Raw genomic sequence first — 15,795 nt, 5'->3', positions numbered from 1 at the left:
GCTGTGCCGAACCCGCCCACCCGCCAAGGGGCGCCGCAGTCGGCCGAAGGGAGTCTAACGGAGCCGGATGCCGCGCCCGGTCGGGCCGCGCTGAAGGACGCGTGCCGGCCCTGGGCTGACCAGCACCCAGAGGTAGGCTTGCCTAAGTCGGGCCTGTAAAAACGTGCTGGCCCCCTACGAAAGGCTGATCCACCTCATGGGTTACATCAAGTCCGCCGCGCTCGAAGAGACCGGCTACGTCGTCCTCGATCGGTACGACCAGCAGCTCGACCCGAAGGAGTGGCTCGACATCGAGTACAACGACTGGAAGTCGTCGGGCGACACGCGGTTCGCGCCGCTGGCCAGCGCCTTCGGCGAGATCGAGTGCAACGGCTTCTGGAACCACAAACCGCCGCGCACCGACAAGGACGGCGTGTGGATCGACTCTCAGGTCGAGAAGGCCCCGAATCTCACGCGCCGCGCGCAGGAGCCGGGTGCCAACGTCGGCCGCTGCCGCGTCATTGAGCTGCAGCCCACGCCGTACGGCGAGTGTCTCTACAACCTCCACCAGGACGACAACAACCGGCTCAACCCCGACGGCACCGGGTGGGTCGTGCGCGGGTTCTTCAACCTGACCGACGACACGGAGAGCTTCTTCGTCCTGCGCGAGAACCGCACCGACCCCGCCGGCGAGGTGCGCATCGCGCTGCCCGCAGGCGCGCAGCTGATCATCGACACGCAGCGCCTGTGGCACGCCGCCACCCACGTCGGCACCGAGCCGCGCTACTGCCTCATCACCTCGTGGACCTCGGGCCCCGAGCTCGATGCATACATCGAGAAGCACCACGGCGTGAACACGACGGAGAACTTCCCGGTCGCGCAGGACGTCCTCGACGCCGGCTACGCCGAGCAGGCCCGCAAGGATGCCGCGCGGGCCGCGTACTACGCAGCCAAGGGTCAGGTCGAGATCCAAGCTATGAGCGAGGCCTGATCCTCGTTCTCCTCGTGCGGAGGCCCCGGCCCGGCGGCCGCGGCCTCCGCCGCGCAACGGCCCGCCGCGCCGAATGACACGCTTGTCATTAGCGCTCGCAGTGCGCGATAATGGCGCCAAGCACAATCGAACAGCCACGGAATCCGTTTACAGGTCGTTGGGGAAGACGCACCTGACGAACGGAGAGATGATGGCGACACCACAGGCGCGTGGAGTGATCTACATTCACTCTGCGCCACGAGCATTGTGCCCGCACCTGGAGTGGGCGGTAGGCCGCGCGCTCGGCCGGGGCGTCAGCTTCGACTGGGCCGATCAGCCGGTGCTCTCGGGCAGCCGACGTGCCGAGTTCTACTGGGAGAGCACCGCCGGCACCGGGGCCGCTCTGGCCACCGCGATCCGGGGCTGGGAGCACCTGAGGTTCGAGGTGACCGAGGACCCGACTCCGCGCAGCGACGGCGGCCGCTGGCTGCACACGCCGGGGCTCGGCATCCACTACGCGCAGACGGACTCGGCGGGCAACGTCGTGATCGGCGAGGACCGCCTTCGGTACGCGATGGAGGTGGCCGCCGGGGATGCGTTCGAGTTGCATCGGGAACTGCAGATCGCGCTCGGGGCGGCCTGGGACGAAGAGCTGGAGCCGTTCCGGCACGCCAGCGACGACGCACCCGTCGTCTGGCTGCACAAGGTCGGCTGAAGGCCGGAACCGACGACTCGCAGGACTCAGGCGGGACGAGGCGCCACTACCGATGCTCGGCGGACGCAGGATCCCCGGGCCGCGGGAACGCGAATCACCGCCTGACACGACAGACGCCCCCGGCAGGCTTCGCCGGGGGCGTCTTCGTCGTCGATCGCCGCGGCGCCGGGTGCGGCCGGCCGCGGCACCGTGCCCGTGGGCTAGACCGAGCGGAACGCGACGACGGCGTTGTGCCCGCCGAAGCCGAAGGAGTTGCTGATCGCCAACTGCGCGCCATCGCCCAGGGCGATCGCATCACCCGAGACGCGCAGCGGGATCTCGGGGTCCTGCGTGGAGATGTTGATCGTGGGTGGGGCCAGCCGGTCGCGCAGCGCGAGGATGGTGAAGATCGCCTCGAGCGCTCCGGTGCCGCCCAGCAGGTGCCCCGTCGAGGCCTTGGTCGCGGAGACCGGGATCTCGTGGATGCGGTCGCCGAACACGCTCAGCAGGGCCTTGTACTCGGCGATGTCGCCGGTCGGGGTGGACGTTGCGTGGGCGTTGATGTGCGTCACCTCGTCGGGGGACGCATCCGCTTGGTCGAGCGCGATCCGCACCGCGCGCGAGGCTCCGAGACCCTCCGGCTCGGGAGCCGTGATGTGGTACGAATCGGCCGTCACGCCGCCGCCGACGACCTCCGCGTAGATCTTGGCGCCGCGCGCCTTGGCGTGCTCCTCGGTCTCGAGGACGAGGCATGCCGCACCCTCGCCCATCACGAAGCCGTCGCGGTCGACGCTGTAGGGCCGCGATGCCGTCTCGGGGGAGTCGTTGCGCCGCGAGAGCGCCTGCATCGACGCGAACGCCGCCAGGGTGAGGGCGTGGATGACGGCTTCCGAGCCTCCCGCGATGATCACGTCCGCCTTGCCGTCGCGGAGGTTCTCGAAGGCGTTCACGAGCGCCTCCGTGCTCGAGGCGCACGCGGATGCGACCGTGCGCGCATAGGCGCGGGCGCCCAGGTGCATCGACACCGCGGCGGCAGGGGCATTCGGCATGAGCATCGGAACGCTCATCGGCATGACCCGGCGAGGACCCTTCGTCCTGAGCGTGTCCCAACCTGCCAGCGTGGTCTGCAGCCCGCCGATGCCGGTCGCGAAGTCGATCCCGAAGCGCTCCGGGTCGACGTCCGGGCGACCGGCATCCGCCCACGCCTCCTGCGCGGCGACCAGCGCGAACTGCGCCGACGGGTCGAGGCGGTTCGCCACCGGGCGCTCGAGCACCGAGTCGGGACGGATGGCGGCCTCGGCCGCGAACGTCACCGGGAGCTGGTACTCCTCGACCCAGTCGTACTCGAGCGCGTGAGCGCCCGAGACTCGGGCCTGGAGGGCGGACCAGCTCTCGGGCGCGGTGCCGCCGAGCGGCGTGGAGGCACCGATTCCGGTGACGACGATGCGGGGTTTGCTCATGGAGATCAAGATCCTCGTTGGTGTGCCGGTGGGGGCGCTGCGGCCCCCACCGTGGCGTGCGTCAGCAAGCCGGGGTTAGGGGCGGAGCCCCATCACGCGTTCGCTAGGACTGGTTCGACGTGATGAAGGTGACGGCGTCGCCGACGGTCTTGAGGTTCTTGACCTCGTCGTCGGGGATCGTGACGCCGAACTTCTCCTCAGCGTTGACGACGATCGTCATCATCGAGATCGAGTCGATGTCGAGGTCGTCGGTGAACGACTTGTCGAGCGCGACCTCGTCGGCCGAGATGCCGGTCTCGTCGGTGATGAGCTCGGCAAGTCCTGCGAGGACCTCGTCGGTGGTGAATGCCATGGTTTCTCCTGTTCTCGGGATTCTCCGGCCCTGGCGGGGCCGCTGTTCAGTCTATGGTCGGGGCTCTGTCGGGTCAGGGAAGGACGACGACCTGCGCGCCGAACACGAGCCCGGCGCCGAAGCCGATCTGCAGGGCGAGGCCGCCGCTGAGCTCGGGGTGCTCCTCGAGCAGCCGGTGGGTCGCGAGAGGGATCGACGCCGCCGAGGTGTTGCCGGTCGTCTCGATGTCGCGGCCGACCACGACGGAGTCGGGAAGCTTCAGCTGCTTGGCGAACTCGTCGATGATGCGCATGTTCGCCTGGTGCGGCACGAAGGCGGCCAGGTCGGATGCCTCGACCCCGGCGGCTTCGAGAGCCTGGCGAGCGACCTTGACCATCTCCCAGACGGCCCAGCGGAACACCGTCGGTCCCTCCTGCCGCAGCGTGGGCCAGGGTGCAGTGCCGTCGCGGAACTCGTTCAGGGTGTAGTTCATGCCGACGGCGTCGGCCTTCGAGCCGTCCGATCCCCACACCGTGGGTCCGATGCCCGGCGTGTCGCTCGGCCCGATGACGACCGCACCGGCGCCGTCGCCGAGCAGGAACGAGATGCTCCGGTCGGCGGGATCGACGATGTCACTGAGCTTTTCGGTGCCGATGACGACGGCGTAGTGGGCCAGACCGCCGCGGATGAGCGCATCGGCCTGCGCCACCCCGTACGAGAAGCCTGCGCAGGCCGCGTTGAGGTCGTAGGCCGCGGCCGGGTTCGCTCCGACGCGATCCGCCACGATCGCCGACACGGACGGCGTCTGCTTCGGGTTGCTGATGGTGGCGACGATGACCGCATCGACCTGCTGCGGGTCGACTCCCGATCGCGCGATCGCCTCGGCTGCGGCATCCGCTGCCAGATCGATGGCCGACGTCTCGGGGACGGCCCGCGTTCGCGTCACGATGCCGGTGCGCTGACGGATCCATTCGTCGCTGGAGTCGATCGGGCCGATGAGGTCCTCGTTGGGGACGGCGATCTCACCGCGTGCGGCGCCGTACGAGTAGATGCGGGTGTGTGCCGAGCCGGTGGGCTGGATGAGCGAGCGAGTCATGCGGAATCTCCGGTCAGTGCGGCGACGGCGGCGAGTTCGTCAGGGGTCTTCACCGCGACTGCGGGAACGCCTCGCAGCGCGCGCTTCGCGAGCCCGGTCAACGTGCCGGCGGGTGAGAGCTCGACGAGCCCGGTCACGCCGGCCTCGGCGAATGAGGCCATGCACAGATCCCAGCGCACCGGCGAGGCGACCTGGTCGACGAGCAGGTCGACGAAGGCCGATCCCGATGCGGCGCGACCGCCGTCGCGATTGCTCCAGACGGTCACGCGGGGGTCGGATGCCGCCACCTCGGCAGCGGCGGCGCGCAGCGTTTCGACCGCCGGAGCCATGTACCGCGTGTGGAAGGCACCGGCGACCTGCAGCGGAATCACCCGGGTGCCTGCCGGAGGTTCGGCCGCGAGTGCCTGCAGCGCGCCGAGCGCGCCGGCCGCGACGAGCTGTCCGCCGCCGTTGTAGTTCGCGGGAGTCAGGTCGAGCTCTTCGAGGCGGGCGACGATGGATGCCTCGTCCCCGCCGATGACCGCGCTCATGCCGGTCTGCTCGCTCGCCGCAGCCTCCGCCATCGCGCGACCTCGGATGCCGACGAGTCGCAGCGCGTCCTCTTCGCTCAGGATCCCGGCCGCCGCTGCGGCCGCGAACTCGCCGACCGAATGACCGGCCACTCCGGCGATGCGGTCGACATCGGGCAGCGCGTTCCATGAGAGCAGGCTCGCAGCGACGATGAGCGGCTGAGCGACCTGCGTGTCCCGGATCCGGTCGGCGTCCCACTCCGTCCCGGCTGCCGCGAGATCGACACCCGCCCACTCGGAATAGGCGGCCACGCGATCGGGCGCGCCGTCGAGGGCGAGCCAGGGAGCGAGGAAACCGGGGGACTGAGAGCCCTGCCCGGGGAAGACCGCGATGATCACTTTTCCATCCTGCCAACTATCGTCCGTGTGCTTCTGGCGATCCCGTCACAAGAATGACGCGATGCTTTGTGCAAGCCGCACAGCCTAATGATGAGGTCTCCGTGCCGACGAGGTCCGCCGACGGGTTGCATCTGTGCCCATCGAGCCGAGGATGAGCGCAGTCTGCAGGATCAGCGCCTCACGCGGACCCGTGGCATCCCAGCCGATGACCTCGGACACGCGCTTGAGGCGATAGCGCACCGTGTTGGGGTGCACGAACAGCTCCCGGGCGGTGGCTTCGAGCGATCGTCCGTTGTCGAGGTAGCTCCAGAGCGTTGTGACGAGGTCGGCGCTGTGCGCCTGCAGCGGGCGGTAGATGCGATCCACCAGGGTCTGCTTGGCCAGTGGATCGCCGGCGAGTGCGCGCTCGGGCAGCAGATCGTCCGCCTCGACCGGCCGTGGCGCGTGCCGCCAGGCGCGGGCGACGGCGAAACCGCCGAGCGCGGCGCGGGCGCTCTGGCTGGCATCGACGAGGGCGGGAACCGGCGGACCGAGCACGAGGTGACCCGCGCCGAACCCGGGCTCGAGCCGTTTCGCGATCTCGGGGAACGGCAGGTCCGCCGCCAGCTCGTCCGTTCGGTTCGGCGGATCCGCGCGTCCCAGCACCAGCACGAGACGGGATCCTTGGACGCCGATCAGCACGTCCACGCCGAGCTTGCGCGCCGTGCGGCGCAGTTGATCCACATCGAACAGCGGCGGTGTGGTGCCGACGAGCACCGCGACTTCGCCGTGGCCGTGCCATCCCAGGGCGGCGATCCGGCTCGGCAGCTCTTCGTCCGCCTCGCCGGTCAGGATCGAGTCCACGACGAGCGCCTCCAGGCGCGCATCCCAGAGACCGCGGGCCTCGGCCGCGCGGGCGTAGACGTCGGCGGCGGCGAAGGCGACCTCGCGCGAATACAGCAGGATCGCCTCCCGGAGGTGCTCGCCCTTGTCGGCGATGCGCTCCTCGGTGACCTCCACGGTGGCGCGGATCAGCTGGAGCGTCTGGGTCAGGCTGACGCTGCGCAGCAGCTCACGCGGGGCTGCAGCGAAGATGTCCGCGGCGATCCACGGGGTCGAATCGGGGTCGTCGTACCACTGGATGAACGACGTGATGCCGGCCTGAGCCACGAGGCCCACCGCGGACCGGCGTGCCGGGGGCATCTCGGCGTACCACGGCAGCGTCTCTTCAAGGCGCTTGTTGGTTGCCGTCGCGAGATCGCCCGAGACCCGCCGCAGCCATACGAGGGTCGCGGTCTTGTCCATCGGCGCGCGGGTGCCTGGCATCCGCTCGATCAGCTCTCGCCGCCTGCGTTGCCGCTGGTGCCTGCTGTCACGTCGTGGAGGCGATAGCGCTCGATGGCCTGCGCCGCGAGTCCCCGGTCGACGACGCCGTCCTCGGCGAGCGCCTGCAGGGTGCGCACGACGATGGACGGACCGTCGATCTTGAAGAACCGGCGTGCCGCGGGTCGCGTGTCCGAGAACCCGAAGCCGTCGGCGCCGAGGCTCACGAATCGTCCCGGCACCCAGGGCCGGATCTGGTCCTGCACCGCGTGCATGAAGTCGCTCACGGCGACGACCGGGCCCGCCGACTCTCGCAGCCTGGTGGTCAGATACGCGGTGTGCGCCTCTTCCTCGGGATGCAGGAAGTTTTGCTGATCCGCCGCGAGGCCGTCGCGACGCAGCTCGGTCCACGACGTGACCGACCAGACATCGGCCTGAACGCCCCAGTCGTCGCGGAGCAGCTGCTGCGCCTCGAACGCCCACGGCACGCCGACACCCGATGCGAGCAGCTGCGCGCGAGGCCCGTCGCCTTCCGCCGTCGAAACGCGATGGATGCCGCGCACGATGCCGTCCACGTCGACTCCCTCGGGCTCAGCGGGCTGCACGAGCGGCTCGTTGTAGACGGTGAGGTAGTACATCACGTTCGGGTCCGGGTGATTCCCGCCGTACATCCGCTCGATTCCGGCCCGCACGATGTGCGCGATCTCGTAGCCGTACGCGGGGTCGTACGAGATCGTCGCGGGGTTGGTCGACGCGAGGAGGTGCGAGTGGCCGTCGGCGTGCTGCAGGCCTTCACCGGTCAGCGTGGTGCGCCCCGCGGTCGCCCCGATGATGAAGCCGCGCGCCATCTGATCGCCCGCGGCCCACTGGGCGTCGCCGGTGCGCTGGAAGCCGAACATCGAGTAGAACACGTACACCGGGATGAGCGGCTCGCCGTGCGTCGAGTACGACGTGCCTGTCGCGGTGAACGCCGCGACGGCGCCCGCTTCGTTGATGCCGACGTGGATGATCTGGCCCTGCGGGCTCTCCTTGTAGGCGAGGAGCAGCTCACGGTCGACCGACGTGTAGTTCTGGCCGTGCGGGTTGTAGATCTTCGCCGTCGGGAAGTACGCGTCCATGCCGAACGTGCGCGCCTCGTCCGGAATGATCGGCACGATGCGGTGCCCGAAGTCCTTCGCGCGAAGGAGGTCCTTCAGCAGCCGGACGAACGCCATCGTCGTGGCGATCTCCTGCGTGCCGGACCCCTTCTTCGGCAGCGCGTACGCCTCGTCGCCCGGCAGCTGCAGGCCGACGTGGTGCGTGCGCCGCTCCGGGAGGAACCCGCCGAGGGCGCGCCGGCGCTCGAGCATGTACTGGATCGTCTCGTCCTGAGCGCCTGGGTTGAAGTACGGCGGCAGGTACGGGTTCTCCTCGAGCTGCGCGTCGGAGATCGGGATGCGCATCGAGTCGCGGAAGTGCTTGAGGTCCTCGAGCGTCATCTTCTTCATCTGGTGGGTCGCGTTGCGGCCCTCGAAGTGGTGGCCGAGGCCGTAGCCCTTGATCGTCTTCGCGAGGATGACGGTGGGCTGGCCCTTGTGCTCGGCCGCCGCCTTGTACGCCGCGTACACCTTGCGATAGTCGAGGCCGCCTCGACGGAGCCTGCCCCAGATGTCGTCATCCGACCAGTCCCTCACGAGAGCGGCGGTGCGCTCGTCGCGTCCGAAGAAATGCTCGCGGATGAATCCGCCGCTTTCGGCGCGATACGTCTGGAAGTCGCCGTCGGGCGTGGTGTTCATGAGGTGGACGAGCGCGCCGTCGGTGTCTTTGGCGAGCAGCTCATCCCAGCCGCTGCCCCACACGACCTTGATGACGTTCCAGCCGGCGCCGCGGAAGAACGCCTCGAGCTCCTGGATGATCTTGCCGTTGCCGCGCACGGGTCCGTCGAGGCGCTGCAGGTTGCAGTTCACGACGAACGTGAGGTTGTCGAGGCCCTCGTTGGCGGCGACCTGCAGCTGACCGCGGCTTTCGACCTCGTCCATCTCGCCGTCGCCGAGGAACGCCCACACATGGGAGTCGGAGAGATCCTTGATCCCGCGGTTGGTGAGGTACTGGTTGGTCATCGCCTGGTAGATGGCGTTGATCGGCCCGAGTCCCATCGACACCGTCGGGAACTGCCAGTAGTCGGGCATGAGCCGCGGGTGGGGGTAGGACGGGATGCCGTTGGGCGCCTTCGACTTCTCCTGCCGGAAGCCGTCGAGCTGCTCCTCGGTGAGGCGTCCCTCGAGGAACGAGCGCGCGTAGATGCCGGGCGATGCGTGGCCCTGGATGAAGATCTGGTCGCCGCCGGCAGGGTCGTCGAGCCCCCGGAAGAAGTGGTTGAAGCCGACTTCGTAGAGCGACGCAGACGACGCGTAGGTCGAGATGTGACCGCCCACGCCGATGCCGGGGCGCTGGGCCCGGTGGACCGTGACCGCGGCGTTCCAGCGGAGCCAGCGACGGTAGCGGCGCTCGAGCTCCTCGTCGCCGGGGAAGTCCGGCTCGTTCTCGGGCGCGATCGTGTTGATGTAGTCGGTCGTCGGCACCTGAGGCACGTTGAGCTGGAGCTCGTGAGAGGTCTGCAGCAGGCTCAGCATGATCTCGCGACCGCGGCCGTGGCCCTTGGCCTGGACGAGCTGCTGGAGGGATTCCTTCCACTCCGCGGTCTCGTCGGGATCGCTGTCGAGGGGGCCCTGCGAGTACGGATCCTGGTCGTTGACAGTCACGTAAGACCTTTCGTCGTCTGGCAGGTCGTGCCAGGGAATCGCAACAGAAGCGGTGCAGGCCTTGTCTGCCATGCACAAACGCACCGTCTCTCAGCCTAGCGAGTCGCGGCGCCTGAGGACTGCCATCTCGTCGCGGCGAGGCTATGGCCGGGTGCCGGCATCCGGTCCATCGCTCGTAGACTGATGGGCGAGGGCCTTTAGCTCAGCTGGCAGAGCGCCACGTTTACACCGTGGATGTCGTCGGTTCGATCCCGGCAGGGCCCACGTCATCCGTTCGCCGTATCGATGGGCGCCCGCAGTCGACGGCCGGGTAGGTTGGACGCGTGAACGCCAGCCCCGCCGACCAGCGCCGCCTCATCGAGGTCGCCGAGCTCGATACCCGCATCCGCCAGGCCGATCACGCGCGCCGCAATCCGCCTCAAGCCCCGCGCGTCCAGGAGCTGCTGGCGCGGCGGCAGCAGCTCTCGCAGGAGATGGCAAGCCGTCTGGGAGCCCGTGACGACCTCCGCACCGAGCTCTCCCGGATCGAATCGGACGTGTCCGTCGTGGATGCTCGAACCGCCCGCGACGCCGACCGTCTCGCGTCGAGCAGCAACTCCAAAGAAGCCCAGGGCCTCGAGAGCGAGCTCGCATCACTGGCGCGCCGAAAGAGCGATCTCGAGGACGCCGAGCTCGAGGTCATGGAGCGTCTCGAGTCCGCGGATGCCGCGGCCGCCGAGCAGGAAGCCCTGATCGCGCAGACCAACGCCGAGGGCGCCGAGCTGAGCGCCGCGGCGAAGCGGACCGTCGCCGAGGCGACCGCAGCGTTCGACGCCGCGACCCGCGATCGGGCGGCGATCACCGGATCGATCCCTGCGGACCTTCTCGCCCTCTACGAGCGGATCTCCGCCCGCAGCGCAGGTGCGGCATTCCTTCGGGCCCGCACCTGCGGTGGATGCCGGATGGTCCTGGCCGGGACCGACCTCCAGGTGCTGCGGCAGGCCGCCGAGGACGACATCGTCACCTGCCCGGAGTGCGGCTGCATCCTGGTGCGCGCGGAGGACTCGGGCCTGTGACGCGCTTCGTCGTCGAGGCGGACGGCGGATCCAGGGGCAATCCCGGCGTCGCGGGCGGGGGAGCGGTCGTCATCGATCCCACCAGCGGATCCGTGCTCAGCGAAGTCGGTGTCTACGTCGGCGTCGCGACGAACAACGTGGCCGAGTACAGCGGTCTGATCGCAGGCCTCGAGGCGGCGTTCGAGCGGGATGCCGCGGCATCCGTCGTCGTCCGCATGGACTCCAAGCTCGTGGTCGAGCAGATGTCGGGGCGCTGGAAGATCAAGCACCCGGAGATGCAGATCCTCTCACGGCGTGCGCAGTCGCTGATCGCCGGTCGCGACGTCACGTTCGAGTGGGTTCCGCGGCTCGACAATGCCCGCGCGGACGCCGCGGCGAACGAGGCGATGGACCTCAGGGAGAGTTTCCGGCGTGACCTCGTCGACGAGCAGGGCTGACCGCCCGACGTGGGTCGTCCTGGGTCGCACCGACGTCGGCCAGGTGGCGGCCGCGCTCCTCGACGCGGACGGGGCAGAGCTGTCCCAGCTCACGATGGCGGCATCGGGGTTCGCCGTCTGGGTGCGCGGGCTCGAGGCCGAGCACGCCCCGCGCTGGGTGTGGAATGACGCTCCTGCCTGGTACGCCGACCTGCTCGCGGCCGGCGTGCGGATCGCGCGATGTCACGACCTGCGGCTGTGCCACGCCATCCTGCGCGCGTCGGCACTGGTCACCGATGCCGCAGCCATCCGTGCGGCGCCGGCATGGGATGCTGCGCCGCACGTCGCTGCCGAGGAGTCCGTGCCCGCGCTCTTCGAGTGGGAGGGCGACGCCGTCGCGCAGCGTCTCGGCCCACCCGCGGGATTCGAGGAGGCTGTGGCCGAGTTCGCTCGCCAGCGCGCCGCGATCTCGTCGTCGACGGATCCGGGTCGACTGCGCCTGCTGACCGCGGCGGAGTCGGCGGGCGCCCTCATCGCGGAGGAGATGCGCGCGGCGGGGCTTCCGTGGGATGCCGCGACCCACGACCGGATCCTCACCGAGATGCTCGGCGAGCGTCCGGCAGCAGGCGGCCCTCCGTCGAAGCTGGCCTCCGCAGCCGACCGCGTGCGCGCAGCGCTGGGCGATCCCGCCGCCGGCCTGGACTCGCAGCCCAAGCTCCTGCGGGCGCTGCACCGGGCCGGGGTGATGGTGGAGTCGACCAGCCGATGGGAGCTCGCCGAGCAGCGGCATCCGGTGATCGAGCCGCTCCTCGAATACAAGAAGCTGTCGCGGCTGCAGTCCGCGAACGGCTGGACGTGGCTGGCGGAATGGGTGCAGGACGGCCGATTCCGCCCGGTGTATGTGCCGGGCGGAGTCGTGACCGGACGATGGGCGTCCTCCGGCGGTGGTGCTCTGCAGCTGCCGCGGCAGCTCCGCGACGCGGTGCGCGCGGACGCCGGATGGCGGCTGATCGTCGCCGACGTCGCGCAGCTCGAGCCGCGCGTGCTCGCGGCCATGGCGGGCGACACTGCACTCGCCGACGCGGCTCGCGGACGCGACCTGTATGCGGGCATCGTCGACAGTGGCGCGGTCGCCACCCGGCAGGAGGCGAAGATCGCGATCCTGGGAGCCATGTACGGGGCCACCACGGGGGAGTCGGGCCGGCTCGTGCCTCGGCTGCGCCGCATCTATCCCCGCGCCATGGCACTCGTCGACGATGCCGCTCGCGTCGGCGAGGACGGCGGTCTGGTCTCGACGTGGCTGGGCCGGACCTCGCCGGGGCCGTCAGAGGGCTGGTCGAACGTTCAGTCGCGCGCGACCGAGGCGGATGCGTCCGGCGCCGAGGAGACCCGGGCGCGCCGGTGGGCGCGCGATCGGGGGCGTTTCACCCGCAACTTCGTGGTCCAGGGCACGGCGGCCGAGTGGGCCCTCGCATGGATGGCCGACCTGCGCACCCGCCTGGCCGCCATGCCGCCCGTCGAGCCCGCCGATGCCGCGGCGCTCTCCGGACCGGCGTTCGCGCGGCATCCGCACCTCGCGTTCTTCCTCCACGACGAGGTGATCGTGCATGCGCCCGAAGCACACGCCGAGGCCGCAGCGCAGGCGGTTCAGGATGCCGCGGCCACGGCCGCCCGGCTGCTCTTCGGAGACTTTCCGATCGACTTCCCGCTGGATGTGCGGATCGCGAGGTCAGCGCGGAAGGATTGACCCCACCGGGGACCGTGACGACGGTGGTCGAGCGAGCCCCAGCCGAGGCGAAACGCTGCGCGTGCGCGTGCGCAGGCGCCGAGACTAGACTCGCACCGCGAATGGGTCGGCTGGACGGTCGCGTCGCGGGGTCCGCCTCGCGCCGAGGAACGTCCGGGCTCCGCAGGGCAGGGCGGTGGGCAACACCCACCCGGAGCGATCCGCGAGACAGTGCCACAGAGAGCAGACCGCCCCGGCTTCGGCCGGGGTAAGGGTGAAAGGGCGGTGTAAGAGACCACCGGGGTCGCGGTGACGCGACTCGCACGGCAAACCTCGCCCGGAGCAAGGCCAGACAGGGGATGATGACGCGGCCCGCCGAGTCCCCGGGTAGGCCGCTGGAGCGGCACGGCAACGTGTCGCCGAGAGAGATGACCGTCCACGGGGCTCACGCCCCCGGACAGAACCCGGCGTACAGGCCGGCCCATTCGCCTCTCGCCCGTGCCGGTGCCTCGGCCGACGACGTTTCGTCGGGTTTGGGGCGCGTATGGTCCGTCGGGGTGGGTGAAATGCGCCCCAAGGGACGGATGCCGCCCCAAACCCGTCGAGAAGTGCCCGCGAGGTTCCCCCCGCGATGGGGCACGGCCCTTCAGCCCAGTGCGAGCGCCGCGGCCCCAATGATCCCCGCGTTGTTGCGATGCACGGCGGGCACGATGGGAGCCTTCAGGTCGAGCAGCGGCAGGAACCGATCGGCGTGCTTGGAGACCCCGCCGCCGACCACGAGCAGGTCGGGGCTGAACAGGAACTCGATGTACGTGTAGTACCACTGCAGCCGCTCGGCCCACTGCGCCCAGGACAGGTCGTCCCGCTCCATCGCGGAGTACGCCGCGAACGCCTCGGCGTCTCGGCCGTGCCCGGCGCGCTGCACGTGTCCGAGTTCGGCGTTCGGGATCAGGACCCCGTTGTACAGCAGCGCCGAGCCGATCCCGGTGCCGAGCGTCGTGAGGATCGTGAGTCCCGGCCGGTCCTTTGCGGCGCCGAAGCGGACTTCGGCGACGCCTGCGACATCCGCGTCATTCGCGAAGTGGATGTCGCGACCGAGACCGTCCTCGAAGAACTTCTCGGCCTCGAATCCGATCCACCGGTGCGAGACGTTCGCCGCCGAGAGCGTCCGGCCGTTCTTCACGATCGCGGGGAAGGCGACTCCGAGCGGAATCGCGGTGTCGCCGGCATCCAGGATCGTCAGCACCTGGCGGACCGCGACGAGGACGTCCGGCGGCTCGGCACCCGCCGGGGTGGCGACTTTCACACGGTCGCCGACGAGGGTGCCGGCCTCGAGGTCGACGACTCCCGCCTTGATTCCGGTTCCGCCGATGTCCACGCCGACGGCCAGCCTCGTCTGAGATGCCATGTGGTCAGCCTATCGACGCCGACCGGCCCGGCGCCCGCCCTCCGTCACTAGGATCGAGCCCGTAGACCAGAGGAGCAGTCGATGAGCGATGACAGTGAGAAGTACTGGTACAACCTCAAGACGGGCGCGGTCGAGAAGGGCTACGTGACGCCTTCGCCCGACCGCGCGGGTCCCTTCGACACGGCCGACGAAGCTGCTCGTGCACCAGAGATCATCCGGGAGCGCTCCCGCGCCTGGGCCGAGGAAGACGCGCGCGGCGACGGCTGAGCGAGCACTAGGCGGCGTCCACCGGCCGACGCCTCTCGCACTAGCCTAGGAACGGGCCGACGCCCGTCACGACCGTCAGAGGGGACCCGATGGACAAGCAGCGCGACTTCGTTTTGCGAACGATCGAAGAGCGCGGAGTCAAGTTCGTGCGGCTCTGGTTCACGGACGTGATCGGCACTCTCAAGTCCGTGGCAATCGCCCCCGCCGAGGTCGAGGGGGCGTTCAGCGAGGGGCTGGGCTTCGACGGCTCGGCGATCGAGGGACTCACCCGCTCGTACGAGTCGGACCTGCTGGCGCATCCCGACCCGACCACTTTCCAGACCCTGCCGTGGCGAGGCGAGATCGATCCCACGGGTCGGATGTTCTGCGACATCACCACACCCGACGGGCAGCCTGCGGTCGCGGATCCCCGCCACGTCCTGAAGCGCTCGCTCGCCAAGGCGGCCGATGCCGGCTTCACGTTCTACACCCACCCCGAGATCGAGTTCTATCTGCTGAAGTCGTCGTCGTTCGGCGCCGAGGGCCCCGAGCCGGTCGACTCCGCCGGCTACTTCGACAACGTGCCGGGCGGCACTGCCCACGACTTCCGGCGTCGCTCGGTGCGGATGCTCGAAGACCTCGGGATCTCGGTGGAGTTCAGCCACCACGAAGGCGGACCCGGTCAGAACGAGATCGACCTGCGGTACGCGGACGCACTCGCCACCGCCGACAACATCATGACCTTCCGCACGGTGATCAAGGAGGTCGCCATCGAGCAGGGGGTCTACGCCACCTTCATGCCCAAGCCGCTCAGCGGCAAGCCGGGCAGCGGCATGCACACTCACATGTCGCTCTTCGAGGGTGACGTGAATGCCTTCTACGAAGAGGGCGCGCAGTACCAGCTGTCGAAGGTCGGCCGCCACTTCATCGCCGGCCTGCTACGGCACGCGAACGAGATCTCGGCCGTCACGAACCAGTTCGTCAACTCGTACAAGCGCCTGTGGGGCGGCGATGAGGCCCCGAGCTTCATCTGCTGGGGGCACAACAACCGCTCGGCGCTCGTCCGCGTTCCGCTGTACAAGCCGAGCAAGGGCCAGTCGTCGCGTGTCGAGTATCGGGCGCTGGACTCCGCCGCGAACCCGTATCTCTCGTACGCCCTCATGCTCGCGGCCGGGCTCAAGGGCATCGAAGAGCAGTACGAGCTGCCTCCGGAGGCCGAGGACAACGTGTGGTCGCTGACCGACTCCGAGCGCCGCGCGCTCGGCTATGCGCCGCTCCCGGCCAGCCTCGACCACGCCCTCGAGTACATGGAGGAGTCCGAGCTCGTCGCCGAGACCCTCGGCGAGCAGGTGTTCAACTACGTGCTGCTGAACAAGCGCCAGGAGTGGCAGGAATACCGTTCCCAAGTCACGCACTTCGAGCTGAAGACCAACCTCGAGATGCTCTGACCCGTGGTCTGACGC

Annotated in this window: 14 protein-coding genes, 1 tRNA gene and 1 other RNA gene; 9 read left to right on the top strand and 7 right to left on the bottom strand. The window is 69.6% G+C overall.

The window, feature by feature from the left end; translation table 11 throughout:
* Positions 1-196 precede the first annotated feature (196 nt).
* Both ABD212_RS06075 and ABD212_RS06070 read left to right on the top strand, forming a co-directional pair.
* Positions 197-970, top strand: a complete 774-nt coding sequence (locus ABD212_RS06075; RefSeq protein WP_344092245.1) for a hypothetical protein — start codon at positions 197-199, stop codon at positions 968-970.
* Between the two features lie 190 nt (positions 971-1,160).
* Positions 1,161-1,664, top strand: coding sequence for a DUF3145 domain-containing protein (locus ABD212_RS06070; protein ID WP_344092243.1), 504 nt, complete (start codon positions 1,161-1,163; stop codon positions 1,662-1,664).
* Positions 1,665-1,864: 200 nt separating this feature from the next.
* On the opposite strand, the gene ABD212_RS06065 is transcribed toward ABD212_RS06070, so the two are convergent.
* The 6 genes from ABD212_RS06065 to aceE form a co-directional block, all read right to left on the bottom strand.
* Positions 1,865-3,103: a beta-ketoacyl-[acyl-carrier-protein] synthase family protein gene (locus tag ABD212_RS06065; RefSeq protein WP_344092241.1), complete on the bottom strand. Its 1,239-nt coding sequence runs from the start codon at positions 3,101-3,103 to the stop codon at positions 1,865-1,867.
* 103 nt (positions 3,104-3,206) lie between these two features.
* The gene (locus ABD212_RS06060; protein WP_344092239.1) at positions 3,207-3,455 is read right to left on the bottom strand and encodes an acyl carrier protein; all 249 of its coding nucleotides are present in this window, start codon (positions 3,453-3,455) and stop codon (positions 3,207-3,209) included.
* A 73-nt stretch (positions 3,456-3,528) separates the two neighbouring features.
* Positions 3,529-4,530, bottom strand: a complete 1,002-nt coding sequence (locus ABD212_RS06055) for a beta-ketoacyl-ACP synthase III (RefSeq protein ID WP_344092236.1) — start codon at positions 4,528-4,530, stop codon at positions 3,529-3,531.
* Positions 4,527-5,438 (bottom strand): ACP S-malonyltransferase, encoded by a 912-nt coding sequence (locus tag ABD212_RS06050; protein WP_344092234.1) that lies wholly within the window; start codon positions 5,436-5,438, stop codon positions 4,527-4,529. Before ABD212_RS06050 ends, ABD212_RS06055 begins: the two co-directional genes overlap by 4 nt.
* Positions 5,439-5,522: 84 nt before the next feature.
* Positions 5,523-6,743, bottom strand: coding sequence for a PucR family transcriptional regulator (locus ABD212_RS06045; protein WP_425561236.1), 1,221 nt, complete (start codon positions 6,741-6,743; stop codon positions 5,523-5,525).
* Positions 6,744-6,751: 8 nt separating this feature from the next.
* Positions 6,752-9,481, bottom strand: a complete 2,730-nt coding sequence (gene aceE / locus ABD212_RS06040) for a pyruvate dehydrogenase (acetyl-transferring), homodimeric type (RefSeq protein WP_344092231.1) — start codon at positions 9,479-9,481, stop codon at positions 6,752-6,754.
* Positions 9,482-9,672: 191 nt separating this feature from the next.
* Between aceE and ABD212_RS06035 the strand changes: the two genes are divergently transcribed.
* From ABD212_RS06035 to rnpB, 5 genes are all read left to right on the top strand, one after another.
* A tRNA-Val gene (locus ABD212_RS06035) sits at positions 9,673-9,745 on the top strand.
* A gap of 59 nt (positions 9,746-9,804) precedes the next feature.
* Positions 9,805-10,536: a zinc ribbon domain-containing protein gene (locus ABD212_RS06030; RefSeq protein WP_344092229.1), complete on the top strand. Its 732-nt coding sequence runs from the start codon at positions 9,805-9,807 to the stop codon at positions 10,534-10,536.
* A complete protein-coding gene (locus ABD212_RS06025; RefSeq protein ID WP_344092227.1) occupies positions 10,533-10,973 on the top strand; it encodes a reverse transcriptase-like protein in 441 nt (146 codons plus the stop codon). Before ABD212_RS06030 ends, ABD212_RS06025 begins: the two co-directional genes overlap by 4 nt.
* The gene (locus ABD212_RS06020; protein WP_425561235.1) at positions 10,891-12,699 is read left to right on the top strand and encodes a bifunctional 3'-5' exonuclease/DNA polymerase; all 1,809 of its coding nucleotides are present in this window, start codon (positions 10,891-10,893) and stop codon (positions 12,697-12,699) included. Before ABD212_RS06025 ends, ABD212_RS06020 begins: the two co-directional genes overlap by 83 nt.
* A gap of 102 nt (positions 12,700-12,801) precedes the next feature.
* An RNA gene (gene rnpB / locus ABD212_RS06015) (RNase P RNA component class A) lies at positions 12,802-13,166 on the top strand.
* A gap of 158 nt (positions 13,167-13,324) precedes the next feature.
* On the opposite strand, the gene ppgK is transcribed toward rnpB, so the two are convergent.
* Positions 13,325-14,086, bottom strand: coding sequence for a polyphosphate--glucose phosphotransferase (gene ppgK / locus ABD212_RS06010; RefSeq protein ID WP_344092223.1), 762 nt, complete (start codon positions 14,084-14,086; stop codon positions 13,325-13,327).
* Between the two features lie 81 nt (positions 14,087-14,167).
* Between ppgK and ABD212_RS06005 the strand changes: the two genes are divergently transcribed.
* Positions 14,168-14,353 carry an SPOR domain-containing protein gene (locus tag ABD212_RS06005; RefSeq protein WP_344092221.1) on the top strand — a complete coding sequence of 62 codons (186 nt, stop codon included), beginning with the start codon at positions 14,168-14,170 and terminating at the stop codon, positions 14,351-14,353.
* A gap of 89 nt (positions 14,354-14,442) precedes the next feature.
* Positions 14,443-15,780, top strand: coding sequence for a glutamine synthetase family protein (locus ABD212_RS06000; protein ID WP_344092219.1), 1,338 nt, complete (start codon positions 14,443-14,445; stop codon positions 15,778-15,780).
* Positions 15,781-15,795: the final 15 nt, after the last annotated feature.

The sequence above is a fragment of the Microbacterium deminutum genome (genome assembly GCF_039530205.1).
Lineage (GTDB): Bacteria > Actinomycetota > Actinomycetes > Actinomycetales > Microbacteriaceae > Microbacterium > Microbacterium deminutum.
Note: the sequence above shows the minus strand (reverse complement) of the source record. Positions and strands in the feature narration are given on the sequence as shown.

Coding starts and splice junctions, on each gene's coding strand:
- ABD212_RS06075 (WP_344092245.1), top strand. CDS start 197: ATGGGTTACATCAAGTCCGCCGCGCTCGAAGAGACCGGCTACGTCGTC.
- ABD212_RS06070 (WP_344092243.1), top strand. CDS start 1,161: ATGGCGACACCACAGGCGCGTGGAGTGATCTACATTCACTCTGCGCCA.
- ABD212_RS06065 (WP_344092241.1), bottom strand. CDS start 3,103: ATGAGCAAACCCCGCATCGTCGTCACCGGAATCGGTGCCTCCACGCCG.
- ABD212_RS06060 (WP_344092239.1), bottom strand. CDS start 3,455: ATGGCATTCACCACCGACGAGGTCCTCGCAGGACTTGCCGAGCTCATC.
- ABD212_RS06055 (WP_344092236.1), bottom strand. CDS start 4,530: ATGACTCGCTCGCTCATCCAGCCCACCGGCTCGGCACACACCCGCATC.
- ABD212_RS06045 (WP_425561236.1), bottom strand. CDS start 6,743: ATGCCAGGCACCCGCGCGCCGATGGACAAGACCGCGACCCTCGTATGG.
- ABD212_RS06020 (WP_425561235.1), top strand. CDS start 10,891: ATGCCCGCGCGGACGCCGCGGCGAACGAGGCGATGGACCTCAGGGAGA.
- ppgK (WP_344092223.1), bottom strand. CDS start 14,086: ATGGCATCTCAGACGAGGCTGGCCGTCGGCGTGGACATCGGCGGAACC.
- ABD212_RS06005 (WP_344092221.1), top strand. CDS start 14,168: ATGAGCGATGACAGTGAGAAGTACTGGTACAACCTCAAGACGGGCGCG.
- ABD212_RS06000 (WP_344092219.1), top strand. CDS start 14,443: ATGGACAAGCAGCGCGACTTCGTTTTGCGAACGATCGAAGAGCGCGGA.